This is a genomic window from Catenulispora rubra, from assembly GCF_015356825.1.
GTDB lineage: Bacteria > Actinomycetota > Actinomycetes > Streptomycetales > Catenulisporaceae > Catenulispora > Catenulispora rubra.
Window position 1 is genome coordinate 1 of the sequence record NZ_JAACYW010000135.1, and the last position, 15,553, is coordinate 15,553.

11 protein-coding genes and 1 pseudogene are annotated in these 15,553 nt (G+C 70.1%); 2 read left to right on the forward strand and 10 right to left on the reverse strand.

Features of this window, described 5'->3' with window-relative positions:
* Positions 1–633: 633 nt before the first annotated feature.
* Positions 634–1,515 (reverse strand): glycosyltransferase, encoded by an 882-nt coding sequence (locus GWK61_RS30665; RefSeq protein ID WP_194914740.1) that lies wholly within the window; start codon positions 1,513–1,515, stop codon positions 634–636.
* A 226-nt stretch (positions 1,516–1,741) separates the two neighbouring features.
* Between GWK61_RS30665 and GWK61_RS30670 the strand changes: the two genes are divergently transcribed.
* A complete protein-coding gene (locus GWK61_RS30670) occupies positions 1,742–3,025 on the forward strand; it encodes a hypothetical protein (protein WP_194914742.1) in 1,284 nt (427 codons plus the stop codon).
* A 50-nt stretch (positions 3,026–3,075) separates the two neighbouring features.
* On the forward strand, positions 3,076–4,449 hold the full coding sequence (locus tag GWK61_RS30675; protein ID WP_194914744.1) for a hypothetical protein: 1,374 nt from the start codon (positions 3,076–3,078) through the stop codon (positions 4,447–4,449).
* Between the two features lie 136 nt (positions 4,450–4,585).
* Here the strand turns inward: GWK61_RS30675 and GWK61_RS30680 are convergent, their stop codons facing one another.
* The 9 genes and pseudogenes from GWK61_RS30680 to wsfD form a co-directional block, all read right to left on the reverse strand.
* Positions 4,586–6,325, reverse strand: a complete 1,740-nt coding sequence (locus GWK61_RS30680; protein WP_194914746.1) for a DUF2142 domain-containing protein — start codon at positions 6,323–6,325, stop codon at positions 4,586–4,588.
* A gap of 112 nt (positions 6,326–6,437) precedes the next feature.
* On the reverse strand, positions 6,438–8,039 hold the full coding sequence (locus GWK61_RS30685; protein WP_194914748.1) for a DUF2142 domain-containing protein: 1,602 nt from the start codon (positions 8,037–8,039) through the stop codon (positions 6,438–6,440).
* A gap of 142 nt (positions 8,040–8,181) precedes the next feature.
* A complete protein-coding gene (locus GWK61_RS30690; protein ID WP_194914754.1) occupies positions 8,182–9,153 on the reverse strand; it encodes a glycosyltransferase family 2 protein in 972 nt (323 codons plus the stop codon).
* Positions 9,154–9,167: 14 nt separating this feature from the next.
* Positions 9,168–10,160, reverse strand: a complete 993-nt coding sequence (gene galE, locus GWK61_RS30695; RefSeq protein ID WP_194914756.1) for a UDP-glucose 4-epimerase GalE — start codon at positions 10,158–10,160, stop codon at positions 9,168–9,170.
* Positions 10,157–10,666, reverse strand: a complete 510-nt coding sequence (locus GWK61_RS30700; RefSeq protein ID WP_194914758.1) for a DUF2304 domain-containing protein — start codon at positions 10,664–10,666, stop codon at positions 10,157–10,159. Before GWK61_RS30700 ends, galE begins: the two co-directional genes overlap by 4 nt.
* A 4-nt stretch (positions 10,667–10,670) precedes the next feature.
* Positions 10,671–11,354, reverse strand: a complete 684-nt coding sequence (locus GWK61_RS30705; RefSeq protein ID WP_194914760.1) for a glycosyltransferase family 2 protein — start codon at positions 11,352–11,354, stop codon at positions 10,671–10,673.
* Positions 11,341–12,696 carry a lipopolysaccharide biosynthesis protein gene (locus GWK61_RS30710; protein ID WP_194914762.1) on the reverse strand — a complete coding sequence of 452 codons (1,356 nt, stop codon included), beginning with the start codon at positions 12,694–12,696 and terminating at the stop codon, positions 11,341–11,343. The genes GWK61_RS30705 and GWK61_RS30710 overlap by 14 nt, the downstream gene beginning before the upstream one ends.
* Positions 12,697–12,883: 187 nt before the next feature.
* The gene (locus GWK61_RS60940; protein ID WP_369125627.1) at positions 12,884–13,636 is read right to left on the reverse strand and encodes a polyprenol monophosphomannose synthase; all 753 of its coding nucleotides are present in this window, start codon (positions 13,634–13,636) and stop codon (positions 12,884–12,886) included.
* A 96-nt stretch (positions 13,637–13,732) separates the two neighbouring features.
* Positions 13,733–15,487, reverse strand: a pseudogene (wsfD, locus tag GWK61_RS61580) (glycan biosynthesis hexose transferase WsfD); the annotation flags it as partial.
* Between the last annotated feature and the right edge of the window lie 66 nt (positions 15,488–15,553).

The window sequence follows — 15,553 nt, forward strand, 5'->3', positions numbered from 1 at the left end:
GTCTGTATGTGCAGTTTGTCTGTGGTTTTACAGGCAAATTTTTACGGCTTCGCCAATGGTTGGATGGCCTCGCAGGGGGACGCAGTTCGGTTAAGGGGCGTGGGTTGCGCTGGCGGCCGCCGGTATTCGCGTGCACGACCACGCATGAGCCTGAGTCACTGCGCACGCGTCGTGCGGGCGGGTGGCGGCCGCGTTTGGTGGGTGCGTTGAGGCCTCCGGCGGGCGCTCCTCGACGAGGGGGCGACCCGCGCGTCCGGCGGTTTGGCGGCGGTCCGCGACTGTTCGGCTTTCTATCCGCTGTTGCTTGCGCGGCGTTGTTTGCTGGTGGTGCTGCTTGTGGTCGCCGAGGTTCTGGGTCCCTCGCCGCGTCATCGCCGTAAACGGAACCAGCCCGGTTTGGCGGAATCAAGCCGCACCCCTGCTGCTGTGGTCCAGCCTCGTCCGGCTTGACACCGCCAAACCGGGCAGGTTGGCTGCGCCCGCTGACGCGGCGAGGGACCCAGAACCAACACCCCGCATGGTCCTTCGGACCCCCTCACCACACCACCGGTCGCGCTGGCACGTCGCCGGCCGTAGCTGCCAAGGCGCCGGTTCTTGCCACAACGGCCGACCACGGGCCAGCAGCGCTCCGGCCTAAATCTCGGCGCCTGGCGGCAGATACCGCTGACTGGTCCGTCCTCGGGCCCCGTCCCGGAAGCCGCGCAGCATTGCCATCGCGCGGGGTCCGCGTGGTGCCTCGATCGCGGTCCGCAGGGCGAACCACCAGGCCAGGTACAGTGCGGTGTTGCGGCTCCAGACTGGGGCGTCCTTGCGGTGCTCCTTGATCAGCACTGTGCCGTTGCGGGCGATCCAGTACAGGCGCCAGGTTGGGTGGCGTGATGAGGCCACCGATAGGCCTGCCAGCTTGTGCTGGTTCCTTTGGCCGAGGCTGTGGGGCAGCTTGTGGCGCTTGTCGCGGAGGACGCGGTAGCCGGCGGTGCGTACGCGGAGGCAGAAGTCGTTGTCGACGTGGTCGACGAAGAACTCGCTGCGGAATGGGCCCACTTCGGTCAGCACGTTGCGGCGGACCAGCATGCCGGAGGTGATGACCACGTCGCGTTCGGCGATGTCCGGGCCGTTCGCGGTGCCCGGTTCGTAGTAGCGGCCCTGCTCCTCGTCCCATGGGGCGGGGGCTGCGATGCCGACGGTTGGGTCCGTCAGGTGCTCGGCGAGGCCGGTGACCAGGTCCTCGCCGAGGACGGAGTCTTGGTCGAGGAAGAGGATCAGGTCCGGTGGCTCTGGTGACGTCAGTTCGTCCACGCCTGCGTTCAGCGCTCCTGCCAAGCCGCGGTTGCGTCCGTCGCGGAGTACCGTGACGCCGTGCCGGTCACGCAGCGTATCGCTCAAGAACGGCCCGTCACCCGGGGTGTTGTCCACCACGACCACGCGCGTGCAGCTCTTCAGCGCCGCCTCCACGACCGCGGTCAGGCGCTCGTCGGGGTGGAACGCGGTGGTGACCGCGGCGATGGTCGGCATCCGCCAATCGTAGACGAGACGTGACAAGGTTCAGCAGCCGCTGAGGTAGCCTCCCAGGTTAGTAACACAAGACTTCTGGAGCATTTGGCGACGCGGCACTTTAGGTGTTCCGCGCAGGGGGGACTCACACGTGTACGTAGCCGACCGTGTAGCGGTGGCCTCCCCGGCGTCCCCTCTGGCGGCGCTGAAGCGGAGGACCGCCCTGTGGAGGCCGTGGAAGCCCGTCGTGGCGGTCCTCGTCCTGGTGGCCGCGGTCCTGCTGTCGCTGGAGCGCACGCAGGGGTTCGGCTCGACCGACACCATATGGGCCGAGGACGGCCGCCAGTTCTATGCGGGAACGCTGCAGCACAACTTCATCGACCTGCTGTTCACGCCCTATAACGGCTACCTGCACTTCATTCCGCGCGTCCTCATAGAGATCGTCAGGTTCTTCCCGCTGTCGTGGGCGGCCGCCGTCATCGCGACGATGGGCGCCCTGGTGGCGAGCGCCTGCGCGCTGCTCGTCTACCGCGCCAGCAGCCGGCACCTGCCCTCGACCGCGCTGCGCGTCGCCGTGGCGGCCCCGGTGGCGCTGCCCTACGTGGGGCAGCTGGAACTGGCCAACAACTTCGCCTGTCTGCACTTCCTGCTGCTCTACGTGTCGTTCTGGATGGTCATCTGGAACCCGGAGCACCGGCGCAACCAGTTCCTCGCCACGTTCGTGCTGTTCTGCACCATCGGCAGCGACCCGGTGGACGGCGTGTTCCTCCCGCTGGCGCTCCTGCGGTGGTGGACGGTGCGCGGGCGGCGCGGCGCGCTCCCCGCGCTCGGCATGGGCGCCGGGATGCTGTTCCAGGGGATCGGCATCGTCTTCCGGCACGCGCTGGACAACCGGCCCATGAAGCCGCACTACGACCCCGTCTGGGCGGTCGGGCAGTTCTTCAAGACAGTGGCGGGGCAGGGGCTCTATACGGCCGATGTGAATGAGCGCCTAGGGCTCCCGGTAAACGTCCTGGACACGCAATACGTCGCCTGGGCCATCGCCGGCGTGGCTCTGCTGTTGGCGTTGCTGCGGATCACGGCGCCGAACTGGCCGCTGGTGTTCACGGCGCTCGTCCACAGCCTTCTGCTGTTCTGCGGCCTGGCCATGCAGGGCGGGAGCGCCGCACCCCGCTATGAGCTTCCGGCGATCTGTTTGTTCCTGGTCGCGGTAGCCGGACTTGTCGTGCCACGTAGAGACGCGACTACAGCGTCCCCGCGTATGGCGGTAGCGATACCGCGTGTCATTCCCGCGTTCGCGATTCTCGGACTAGTCGTCCTGTGCATATACGGCGGCTACGGCCGGTCCAGCCACTGGCGGGCGTCCGGGCCTTCGTTCTCCGCGGAACTCGCCAAGGCTTCCCAGACGTGCAGCAGCGCGGATGCCCACAGCGCGGTGATCACCGTGGCCCCGCTCTTCAGGCCGTGGGCCATGACGGTACCCTGTGACCTTGTGCGACATCAGGATGCGTTTTTCCAGCTGAGTCCGTGATGACCTTTGCGCTTGTGCGCTATAAGTACGCTGCTCACGTAGTGATCGGCATGTGTGTGGTCACCTTCGGCGTACTACTGTATTCAGTACGCGGTCTGGACTTCTTCTACGACGAGTGGGATTTCGTCGACAAGGCCGAAGGCTGGCACTTCAGCGACTATTTCGTCCCGCACCAGGAGCACTGGTCGACCGTGCCCATGGTGATCTACCGGGTGCTGCTCGGGCTGAACGGGATGCACAGCTATCTCCCGTTCAGCGCGACCCTGCTGGCGCTGCACTGCGCGAACGCCTTCCTGCTGTTCTCGATCATCCGGCGGCGCAGCGGCGACGCCCTGGGCATCGCGGCGGCGGCGATCCTGCTGGTGCTGGGGCGCGGCTCGGACGACTTCATCTGGGCGTTCCAGATCGGCTTCTCGTGTTCGGTCTTCTTCGGGCTGATCGCGGTGCTGCTGGTGGACGCCGAGCGCCTGACGCAGCGTGCGCTGGCGGGCGGCTCGGCGGCCTTGGTGCTGTCGCTGGCGTCCTCCGGCGAGGGGTTGTTCTTCACCGGGGCGGTGGGCGTGCTGCTGGTCGTGCGTTCCGGCGCCGAGCGCGGGGATGGCGCAGAAGCGCCTTGGTGGCGGCCTGCGCGCTTCCGCACAGCCGCGATGGTGCTGGCAGCGCCGGTGGTCGCCTACGGGATCTGGTACCCGCTGTACGGCGCCCGCCACGCCGACATCGCGCGCTCGCCGCTGTCGCTGACAGCCGCCTCCGGGCTGCTGTCGTTCGTTCCGACCGGTCTGGGCTCCGGCATGGCGGGACTGCTCGGGGCCGGCTGGCGGCAGTGGTGGATCGGGTTCGCGGTGTTCGTGCTCTTGTTCGTCCTGGTCTGCCGGCGCGGGCGCCCCGCGGCGCTGGCGATCGCGCTCGGGGCCGGCGCGATCGCGCAGTACAGCATGACCGGCCTGGTGCGCGCACAGTTCGGCACGCAGCTCGCGGGTGCCTCCCGGTACGTCTACATCGCGGCGGTGTTCCTGCTGCCGATCGTCGCCGAGGCGGTGCGCGACGTGCGGTGGGAGGCGCGGTGGCGGGCGGTCGCGGTCGGGGTCGCGGTGGTCGCGTGCGGGGCCGGGACGCTGTCGCTGAGCACGGCGATCGACCGCCGCGACCGACAGTTCGTGCGACAGAAGGCGATGCTGCAGACGGTCTGGTACGACCGGGGCGACGCCCGGCTGGACCCGAACGCCGTCATCGACCCGGCCGACGCGCCGACGCTGACCGTCGGCCTGTACATCCGCACCCGCGCAGAGCTCGGCAGCCCGCTGTCGGATCTGGACGCGAAGGGTCTGGCGGCGCTGAACGCGGACGCCGTGGCGGAGGCTCGGAGGAACGTGCTGCGGGGCGGGGGACAGGCGCAGAGCGGGACTGAGGCGCTGGCGCGGTAGTTGGTGCCCCTCGGGTCCCGCAACCCTGTCCGAGCCCGCCAGAAACCCGTCAGAGCCCTGTCCAGGCTCTGTCAGAGCTCGGCCAAGAAGCTCAGGAAGCCGACAGGATCGCGCCCGAGCCCTGCCAAGCCTTCGCTCAGGAAGCCGACGCGACCGCGGTATCCCGGTCCCCGGTGTCGCTGTCCGGGGCTGTGGCCGGGCCGGAGCCGTTCAGATGCTGCGCCGTACCGTTCGTCAAGCCGTTGGCGGTGCCGTTCGCCGCCCCCGTCGGAGCCCCGGCCAGGGCCGGTACCTCAAGCGCAGAGGCTGCCACCGCTTCCGCGCTGTCCGCGGACCCGACCGGCGTCGGATACGGTGCCCGGCTCGCGAGCATCACCAGCGCCACCAAACCCGCGCCGACCAGGTACAGCAGCACCACGCCCACGATGCCTCCCGGCGGCGACCACGAGGGATGCAGCGTCAGCCACGGCCCGCGCGTGCCGACCGCGTAGCGCCGCAGCGTCGTGGCGAACATCAGGAAGCCGAGCACCAGCGTCGAGACCGTCACCGGCATCGGCAGCCGGTTCACCACGCGGTCCAGCCAGCTCCAGCGGGGTTCGCGTTTGGCCAGGATCGCCGCGGCCAGCAGCGGGAGGCCGGCGGCCACGGCGAGCATGTAGCGCCCCTGCCAGATGTAGCCGAGGGTCTGCGCCTGGCGGCCCTGGGCCACGACCGGGATGGCGACCACCGAGACGGCGAGCAGGACCAGCGCCGTGACCTCGCGCGGACCGCCGACCAGGCAGGCGCTGACGAGCAGGGCCAGGACCGGGATGTACCACAGTGAGGCCAGGTGGTAAGGGGGCTGGACGTCCAGCCAGCCGAAGTAGCCGATCATCTGCCGCAGGTAGGCCGTGCTGTCGGCGAAGGTCTGGCGGGCCGCCACGGAGAAGGTCAGGTTCGGGTGGTTGGCCGCGGTGCTGCCCAGCACGCTGAACCGCGCGGTCCAGGCGATCGAGCCCAGGCCCACCACGCCGACGATCGCGGTCCACAGCCACACCGTGCGCCGCCGCAGCGTGTCGAGCAGCGCGCCGCGCTGCCCGGCCAGGGCCGCGCAGACGATGATCACCAGGGCCCACGCCGGGCCCAGCTGCCGCACCGACACCAGCGCCAGCGCGGCCACGCCGACCCGGGTGAGCAGCCGGGGCACCATCTCCGGGCGGGGGTCCGTCAGCAGGCTGAGGACCGCCATCCACAGCAGGATGGCCGAGGTGGCCTCCAGCGAGTTCGGGTTCACCGCGCCGTTGAGGAACAACACCATCGGGGTCGCGGCGGCCAGCACCGCGGTCATCAGGTAGCGCCGCCGGCGGCTCCACTGGAAGGCGGTGACCACCGCGCTGGCCAGCATCGCCGAGCTCAGCGCGGCCGAGACCAGGCGCATGCCGTACATCCCCAGCGGGCCGCCGGACAGCAGGCTCGGCCAGCCCACCGCGAGGTAGTACAGGGGGTTGTTGGACCCGGCGGTGGTGCCGGCCAGCGCCGTGCCCGACTGCGCGGACAGGGCCCGGGCACAGGAGGCCGGCACGTGCGGGTTCGTGTAGTAGCACTCGTGCAGGTTGGTCAGGAACGAGTACGCGGTCGGCAGCCGGTAGCCGGTCATCGGGACCGGGGTGTTGCCCGCGCGGCCGTGCTCGACGACCGTGATCGGCGTGCCGTGGTACTGGCCGCGGACCGTGGCCGCGGCCTTCACCATGTGCCAGGGCTCGTCCGGGACCGAGGTCAGCGGGGAGGCCAGGGCCCAGGCCGCGGCGAGCGCGAAGAAGGCCACGAAGGCGGTGAGCCAGACGCGACGCGCGGTCCAGGTGCCGGGCGCGATGCCCGCGGCCAGCCGATACCGCATCGGTCGTACTCCTTCATCCGTGTTCCGCCCCGCAACGAAACCGGCCGCTCCCCCGCTGGCCATGGGCGTGGCGTCCATGCTACCGACCCGTCCACGGATCGGACCTCGGAGCTTAGGAAATCCTTATGTACCGTTCACGGATTGTGACCGTTTCGATGTCCGATATCGGCCTGGAGCGTGCCGCACGGAGTACAAGGGTGAGCAATGCCACTACTCCCGCCACGCCGAGCAGTACCGCCGGGACCCCGGAACCCGGTGGCGTCCACGCCCCGGAGAACGGGTTCACCGACGAGGTCTGGTCGAACAGGAAGACCAGGTTCGGGTGCAGGCTGTGGAAGCCGTGCTGGAACCGGACCATGGTGATCCACAGTGCGACGACCTGCGTCGGGATCAGGATCCACGCGGCCCAGCGCATCAGCGTCGCCTGCCGGCCGACGGACACCAGACCCCGGTCGGCCAGCACGAACCCGGCCAGGATCGGCGCCCCGACCAGCATCGGCAGCGCGTAGCGGCCCTGTGAGAACCACCAGCCGGTGGCGGCGGCCTGCAGGTCCGCGCCGATCAGGAACAGGTAGGCGCCGCCCACGATCGCGGCGAGTTGCAGCAGCACCCGCATGCCGGCCCGGCGCGCCGCCGTGACCAGTAGCGCGCCGACCGCCGCGAACCAGGCCAGGACCAGCGGCAGCGGGATCGCGACGTCCCCGAAGGAGGTCAGCCCGACCAGGCCGTTGGTGTACATCGGGACCCGGTGTGTCAGCTCCTTTATCCAGAGCTTCATGCCCTGCGGGATCGCGTTGGTGGTCTGACCGCTCTTCGGGATGCCCGCCTGGGTCGACAGCAGTATCCAGGCCGCTCCGACGACGACCGCGACCACCACGACGGCCGACCACAGGAGCACCGAGCGCCGCCGGGCCAGCTCGCGCAGCCGGTCCTTGGACGCCCCGAACGCGACCACCACCAGGGCGCCCAGCAGCCAGCCGATGCCGAGTTCCCGCAGCACCGCCAGGGTCCCGGCGGAGACGCCGAACAGCGCGAGCGTCCACTTGGAGTCGTCGCGGGCCAGGAAGATCGCGATCAGCGAGGTCCACACCGCGACCGCGGCGGCGATCTCCGGACCGGCCGGGTTCACCGCCCCGGTCAGGTTCACCGCGACCGGCGTCACCGCCAGCAGCACCCCGCCGAGCACCAGCGGTCCGCGCCCGCGCGCCAGCCGGACCGCGGCCGCGGCCGCGCCGCCGAGCAGCGCGCTGGTCAGCAGGCAGGTCAGCAGCCGGGCGGCGATGACGCCGCCGTAGTCCGGGAAGAGCTTCACCGGCCAGCCGGCGACCGCGTAGTAGATCGGGTTGTAGTTCGCCGCGCCGCTGGTGGTGACCACCATGCGGTGCTCGTCGCCGGGCGCGGGGGCGGACACGCAGGCCGCGGTGACGTTGAGCTTCCAGCGCATGCACGCCTGCGGGTCCTGATCCGCGATGCCGTTCGGGACCAGGCTCTCGGGCACCGTGATCTGCGCGTCGACACGCGCGGCGACCTGCCCGTCGAGCACTCCGTAGGCGCGTACGACGTGACGGAACTCATCCGCGGATCCGTCATACGGCATCGCCAGGGACCACGCGGCTCCCAGCAGGAAGAAGCCGACGAACGCCAGCAGAAAAGCCTTCGCCCCGGTCGTACGCGGTTTCAGGCGCAGGACGGCGCGGGAAGAGGCGGACGGCATCCCGCCAGTTTAGGGCCGTTCATCGTACGGATCGACCGCTTGTGCGTGGCGATGCCTGAGAGGTCACGATACCGCCGGGCGCATCGTTGCCAAACCGTTACGCTGCGCTGATCGTCGCCGACGGCGACGATCAGCGCTTCGCTCAGTTCTTGTCCGCGTTCTTGTCCGCGTTCTTGGCTGTGTCCTTGCTGGTGTCCTTGGCGGGCAGCAGCGCGAAGCCGGCCAGCCGCCGCAAGCTCTTCACATCCCCGCGCTTGGCCGCCGAGGGCACCAGCGTGGCGGCATGCAGCCGCGAGGCCAGATGCCGGCGCCCGGCGCGGGCCGCGCGGTGCCAGCCCAGCTCCTCCATGCGGCCGGCCTCGGCCAGGAAGAAGCGGCGCTCCTCGCGGAACCGCTTGCCGTCCACGGCCTGCGCCGAGGACTCGCTGGCCAGGTGCCGCCGGTACCGGAAGCACACGTGGTCCGACACCGCGAGCTTCTCGCCGGCCTTGACCAGGCTCAGCGTCACGTTCAGGTCCTGCACGATGGTGAACGCCGGGTCGAAGCCGACCTTCTTGATCGCCTCGGTGCGCCAGCAGATCGACGGGAAGTACATCCAGTTGGCACGCAGCAGCGAGGCCGCGAGCTCCTCGCCGCCCATGATCTGCACGCCGCCGACCTTGGGCGCGAACACGCTGCGCTTCATCCGGTCGGCCAGCGGGTCCACGACCGCGCCGTGCTCGTCGATCACCTCGACGCCGGGCTGCACCATGGCCACCTCGGGGTGTGCCTCGTACAGCGCGAGCACGGTGGCCACGTAGTCCGGCCGCATCTCGTCGTCGCAGCCGATCATCGTCACCAGGTCGGCGCCGGCGGCGTCCAGGCACTTCTGGAAGTTCACGGTGATGCCGAGGTTGTGCTCGTTGCGCTCGTAGCGCACCCGCGGGTCGCGGGCCCCGAGTTCGGCGAACCACTCCGGGACGCCGGGCTCCTTGCCGTCGTCCACCACGGTCAGCCGCCAGCGTGCGTCGGTCTGCGCCAGCACGCTGCGCACCGCGCCCTGCATCATCGGCACGTCGCCGTAGTACGGCATGACGATGTCGAGCAGGGGCGGCCGGCCGTCGTACTCGGTCATGGATTCCTCACTGCTCACGAACGCTCGGTGCCCGTCTTCGTCGCGCGGCGCGCCTGCCAGGCGGCCCAGGCCGAGTCCACCATGGAGGCCAGGTCGTGCTCGGCGTGCCAGCCCAGCTCCGCGCCGATCCGGTCGGCGGCGGCCACCACGCTCGGGGCGTCGCCGGGCCGGCGGTCGGCGGGCTCTCCGGTGGTGTCCAGGCCGGTGGCGGCGGCCACCGCGGTCAGGACTTCGAGCACTGAGACGCCCGCGCCGCGGCCGACGTTCAGCGTCAGCGCCGCCCGCGGGTCGCCGGCCAGCCGGCGGGCCGCCGCGGCGTGCGCGGTGGCCAGGTCGGCGACGTGGATGTAGTCCCGGACGCAGGTGCCGTCCGGGGTCGGGTAGTCGGTGCCGAAGACCAGCGGCGGCCGGCCGGCGTCCAGGCGCGCGAACACCATCGGGATCAGGTTGAACGCGCCCTGGTCGCCCAGCGCCGGCTCGGCGGCGCCGGCCACGTTGAAGTAGCGCAGGTTCGCGAACGCCAGCCCGCGGGCCAGGCCTTGCGCCCGCACCAGCCACTCGCCGACCAGCTTGGTCTGGCCGTAGGGGCTCAGCGGCCGGCAGTCGACGTCCTCGCGGACCAGCCCCTCCTGCTCCGGCATGCCGTAGACGGCGGCCGAGGAGGAGAAGACCAGGCGCCGCACGTCGGCGGCGGCCATCGCGTCCAGCAGGGACCTGACACCCTCGACGTTCTCGCGGTAGTAGAACGTGGGCTCGGCCACCGACTCGTCGACCCGCTTCTTGCCGGCCATGTGCACGACGCCGGCGACGTCGTGCTCGCGCAGGACGTCGGTGAGCAGGTCGCCGTCCAGCACGCTGCCGGCGATCAGCGGCACGTCGTCCGGGACCCGCTCCTTGGCGCCGGTCGACAGGTCGTCGAACACCACCACGGGCAGGCCCTCGGCGCGCAGCGCGCGCACGACGTGCGCGCCGATGTACCCGGCGCCGCCGGTGACGAGCCAGGTCACGACTGCCGCCCGGAGCCGGCCGGAACCGGCTGCGCGACCTCGGTGCCGACCTCAGTACCGACCTCAGTGCCGACCTCGGAGGCGACCTCGGTGTCGGCGGCGCTGTCAGAGCCCGCGGACCCGGCGCCGGCGGCGGTCTCGACCGCCGCGAGGGCGTCCGACTCCCGGCGCGGCGCGGGCACCACGGCGTTGCTCAGCGCCACCGAGCGCGCCAGGTCCGTGAACCGGCGCTCCAGGTTGCGGAAGCGCAGGAAGGTGTTGGCGGCGAAGAACGCCACGACCACCACGAGCAGGTACAGCACCAGGTCCGCGCCACGGCCGACGCCGAGCTTGTGCGCGATCCAGTTGACATCCTGCGGCCGCAGGATCGCGTAGATCCCGCCGAATATGAACAGCACGAACCCTATGCGCTTGACCGCCTGGGTCCGCACGGTGTGCGCACGCTGCGTGAACAGGACGAACAGCGCGAGCGCCATGATCACGAGGACGATTTGGATGGCGAGCATGGTCTCAGGCCCCTCGCTGCCGCACGGACAGGTCGAACAGGATGTTGACGCCGTTGATCAACGACTGTCCCTTGGACTTGGAGTAGTCCGTGTAGATGACGATCACCGGAACCTCCTTGACCCGCAAGCCGGAGGAGGCCAGGAAGGCGACTATCTCCGAGGCGTGGGCCATGCCGTTCATGGTGATGCGCAGCTGGGTGGCGGCCTTGCGGTTCAGCACGCGCAGGCCGTTGTGCGCGTCGGTCAGCTTCAGCTTGCGCGAGGTGCGGCTGAGGGTGACCACGGTGCGCAGCACCACCCGCTTGATCATCGGCACCTCCTCGGTGCCGGTCAGGAACCGGGACCCGAGCACCACGTCGGCTTCGCCGGACTTGGCGACCCGCACCATCGTCAGCGCGTCCTCGACCCGGTGCTGGCCGTCGGCGTCGAAGGTGATCACGTACTCCGCGCCCTGGCTGAGCGCGTAGCGGATACCGGTCTGCAGGGCCGCGCCCTGGCCCAGGTTCACCGGGTGCCGCACCAGGTGCGCTCCGGCGGCCAGGGCCTGCTCCGCGGACTCGTCGCGACTTCCGTCGTCGACGCAGACTATGTTCGGGAACGTCTTCCGGGTCTCCTCGACCACCCCGCCTATGACGGTGCCCTCGTTATAGACCGGGATGACGATCCAAGCGTCGTCAAGACTTTCCATGTTCCCACCCACTCGCGCCAGTATGGGCGGCCAGCATACCGTGCGCCTGGCCCTCCGCCTCGGTAGAGACCGCCAGGTCGGCGCGCACAGGCCGCCTGCTCCGCAGAATCAGCGCCATGGCGCCGGCGGTGACGATCGAGCCGACCGCGTAGGCCAGCTCCACCCGGGTGGTGATCCCGCCCGGACCGAAGGTGACGGCGGCCAGCGCCGCCGTGCCGATGATCCAGGCGTACAACTGCTCCCGGTGCCGGTTCTCGGCGGTCAGCGCCTGTCCCAGCACCATGGCCTGCATGTAGAACAGCGAGCCGACGGACAGCCAGGCGAAGTCGGTCACGCCGATCTCGTTGGCCATGCCGAACAGCGTGCGCACCGACCAGGGGCCGATCACCACGCAGCCCAGCGCGCTGCCCAGGCCCAGCACCACCACGATGCCGGTGCTGCGCCGCACCAGCGCCCGGAACCCGGCGGTGTCGCCGGCGGCGTGCGCGGTGGCCAGACCCGGCAGCAGCGCGGACTGCAGCGCGCCGAAGACGAACAGCGGCACCCGGGCCAGCACCAGCGCCGCCAGCAGCGCGCTGACCAGCGTGACCTGCGCCGGGGCCAGCAGCTTGACGTTGATCACCGCGATGTTCAGGACCACCTGGGACAGCAGCATCGAGCCGATCAGCAGGCCCATGCCCTTGGTGATGGCCGACCACGGCAGGTCGCCGCCGGGTGTCAGGGCCCTGCGGACGCGCGGGGTCATCGCGGCCAGCGCGGTCAGCGGGGCGATGGTCAGGATCAGGCTGAACCAGATCGCGGACTTCACACCGGCGGCGGCGAAGACCGCGGCCAGCACGATGCGCAGGGCGCCGTCCATCCACATCAGCCGGCCGTAGTCGGCGAACTGGCTGTGGCCGGCCAGCACGCCGCGCCACACCGCGGTGACCACCAGCCCGGCGAAGGCGCCGGCCAGCGCGGCCACCATGCCGTAGCTGCCGTTGAACAGCTTGTGCGCCAGCAGCGGGGACAGCACCACCAGCAGCAGGCAGACCACGCCGAGCAGGCCCGCGCCGAGCACCGCGCCGCGCTTGAGGACCGCGGTGGTGCCCCGGCCGTGTTCGACCTCTGAGGCGATGATGCGGCCCATCTCCTGCTCGATGGGCATCGAGATGCTGTAGCCGACGGAGAACGCCAGCGTCCAGAGCACGGAGACCGCGGACTTGGCGTTCGGGGACAGGACGTGTCCGGCGAGCGCCAGGTGGATGTAGGAGGCCAGGCCCAGCACCGCGGTCCCGAGGCCCAGGCGCAGCACCCCTGGCGGGATCATGGCGGCCAGTCGTGCGCCGATACCGGAGGACATGCACTCGCTCCATAACTTCGCACCCCCGCGGGGAGGGTGGTCGGGTCGGACGGGCCGGGACGGCGTGACACCGAAGCATCGGCTCTGACGGCGTCCGCCACAGAGACTAACCGACTCCGACGGGTGTTCGGTTCGTATCGCGGGGACCGGAGCCGGCGCCGGCGGCCGCCGGCGTCCGGTCCGGGCGTCACTTCTTGCCGACCAGGCGCCCCAAACGGTAGGAGGTGCCCCAGAACGCGGTGCGCCACAAGGCTTCGGCGACTATGGCGCCGCTCATCTTCGAGGCGCCGAGTTCGCGTTCGACGAAGGTGATCGGGACCTCGACGACCTTCAGTCCGGCCCGCACCGCGCGCCAGGCCAGGTCGACCTGGAACGTGTATCCGGCGCTGACCACGCTGTCCAGCTCGATCTTCTCCAGCGTCTCGCGGCGGAACAGCCGGTAGCCGCCGGTGGCGTCGGCCAGCTTCATGCCGGTGACCAGACGGACCCAGGCGTTGCCGCCCTTGGACAGGATCTCGCGGCGCTTGGGCCAGCCCACGGTCTTGCCGCCGGGGACGTAGCGCGAGCCCAGGACCAGGTCGGCGTTCTGCTCGACCAGCGCGGCCAGCAGCGCCGGGAAGTCCTCGGGGCGGTGCGAACCGTCGGCGTCCATCTCGCAGATGACGTCGTAGTCGTGCTCGATGCCCCAGGCGAACCCGGCCAGGTAGGCCTTGCCCAGGCCTTCCTTGCCGGCCCGGTGCAGGACCTTGACCCGCTCGTCCTTCTCGGCCAGCCCGTCGGCCAGCTTGCCGGTGCCGTCCGGGGAGTTGTCGTCGGCCACCAGCACATGCACGTCGGCGTTGGCCGCGTGCACCCGAGTGACGATCTTGTCGAGGTTCTCGGCCTCGTTGTAGGTAGGGATGATCACCAGGACGCTCAGGTCCTTGGCGGCGTTCTCCACGTCGGATTCGGTCCTTCTGCTCTGGTCGGGGACGGCTGCCGGGACGGCCGCGCCGGCCGGCGCCGGACGCAGCCGGGCCGTCGCGACAGCGGTGACCACGGCGAGCACGGAGGCGAAGATCGACAGGTTCATGTGCTTGGAGGTGTCGATGCCGTCGCCGTAGGCGGCGACACCGAACTGCAGCAGGCCCACGGAGGACAGGAACAGCGTCATCCAGGCGAAGGTCTTGCGTTCCCCGGAGGCGCGGTCCCGGCGCCGGGCCAGCAGGCGGATCACCACGGCGGCCGGCAGCAGCCAGAGCAGCAGCAGCGGGATCAGCCCGGCGTGGCTGAACAGCCGCAGGGTGCTGGTGACCGGGGTGAAGCGCTTGTCCACCGCGTTCACGCTGTGCCCGGAGTCGTAGTTGCCCAGCGGGATGGCCTGCTTGGAGTGCTTGATCCAGCAGCTGCCGGTGTACGTCGGCCGCGTGTAGAAGAACGAGTTCGCCGCGTCGTTGGCGACCCGGACCGCGCGGTCGGGGTGCAGCAGCAGGAACTTGACCCAGTTGCCGGTGTTCAGCGCCTTGTCCAGGGCGGGGTCGGCGGCCTTGGCCCGGGCCACGTACTTGTCGCCGGCGGTGCTGGGCGAGAAGACGCCGGTGTCCTGCAGGCTGAGTTGGTACGGCGGGCACCAGGCGGTATGCCCGACCTGGGTGCTGTAGTAGTCCGGAATGCCGAGGGCCTTCATGTCGGCCTTCGGGTTCGGGCTCACGTACAGCAGCTCGTTGAAGACGAAGTCGGCCTTGGTCTGCAAGGTGAAGTGCGGGTCCTGCTTGGGCGTGAGCGCCACGGAGGACCCGGCCAGCACCAGGGCCAGGCCCACCGGTATCACTCGCGACCCGATCCGGCCGGAAAGCCGGCGCACCGGCAGCGGGAACGCCACCAGCAGCACCACCATCGGCACCACCAGGACGATCATCTGGGCCTTGGAGCTGATCAGGAACATCCCGGCGCCCAGGGCCAGGATCGCCCCGGCCCACCGGGCCCGGCCGCCGCGGAACAGCAGCACCATCGCCGGCAGCAGGAACAGCAGGCCGATGACCGCCGAGATCTCGCTCAGCGGCGAGGCGGCGAAGTCGATGAAGCTGGCGTCCGCGATGACCGCCAGCAGTGCCGCGATCAGCAGGTAGCGGAACCGGCGGCGGGAGCGCAGGACCGCGAACAGCAGCCCCAGCGCGGCGCCGATGAACACGCAGGCGACGGCGCCCAGCACCCGCAGGTCCAACGCCGTGTAGCCGATCGGGTTCTTGAGCCCCAGCAACTGGGTCAGGTAGCGCCCGATGTTCATCAGGATGAGCTGGCTGGAGTTGTACGCGGGCTGCGGCAGGTCGATGGTCGTGTTGCCGTAAGGAGTCTTTGAACAGTTCCAGAGCGACTTCTGCTTTATCACATACGTGAAGTTGACCCACATGCGCATCTCGTCGGAGCCGCCCGTGGAGTACAGGCTCAGATGGCACAGCAGGCGGCTGCCGTCGTAGTTGTCCGCGACGCCGACCGGCGTCGGGAACATCAGACGGAGGAACAGCAAAGTGGCCGACGTGAAGGCCACCGCCACCGGTTCCAGGAACCGGCGGGAGATCACGGCCGATATTCGTCGTGGCACGGCGGGCGGCAAGGCCTGCCCGGTCGCCCGGCCGCCGGCCTCCTGGCTCGTAGTGGACAAGGGAACCTCTTCGTGGCCTGCGCTGATCGCTTTAGCGAGCTGGATCTTCTGGTGGGGCGGCGCACGGTCGGCGAGGGGCAGGAGTGCGCGAGACCAGACCTTACCGGGTTGGCGTGGAGGATCATCCCACGGTCTGTATTGGTCGTGCACCAATCACCGTACTGCGGTGACCGATCGCCACCGGTCTGTGACGCTTCGGGACCGGTGGTGCGCAAC

Bases quoted from the DNA above. Each gene is read 5' to 3' on its own strand.
- GWK61_RS30665 (WP_194914740.1), bottom strand. From the start codon at position 1,515: ATGCCGACCATCGCCGCGGTCACCACCGCGTTCCACCCCGACGAGCGC.
- GWK61_RS30675 (WP_194914744.1), top strand. From the start codon at position 3,076: ATGTGTGTGGTCACCTTCGGCGTACTACTGTATTCAGTACGCGGTCTG.
- GWK61_RS30680 (WP_194914746.1), bottom strand. From the start codon at position 6,325: ATGCGGTATCGGCTGGCCGCGGGCATCGCGCCCGGCACCTGGACCGCG.
- GWK61_RS30685 (WP_194914748.1), bottom strand. From the start codon at position 8,039: ATGCCGTCCGCCTCTTCCCGCGCCGTCCTGCGCCTGAAACCGCGTACG.
- GWK61_RS30690 (WP_194914754.1), bottom strand. From the start codon at position 9,153: ATGACCGAGTACGACGGCCGGCCGCCCCTGCTCGACATCGTCATGCCG.
- GWK61_RS30700 (WP_194914758.1), bottom strand. From the start codon at position 10,666: ATGCTCGCCATCCAAATCGTCCTCGTGATCATGGCGCTCGCGCTGTTC.
- GWK61_RS30705 (WP_194914760.1), bottom strand. From the start codon at position 11,354: ATGGAAAGTCTTGACGACGCTTGGATCGTCATCCCGGTCTATAACGAG.
- GWK61_RS30710 (WP_194914762.1), bottom strand. From the start codon at position 12,696: ATGTCCTCCGGTATCGGCGCACGACTGGCCGCCATGATCCCGCCAGGG.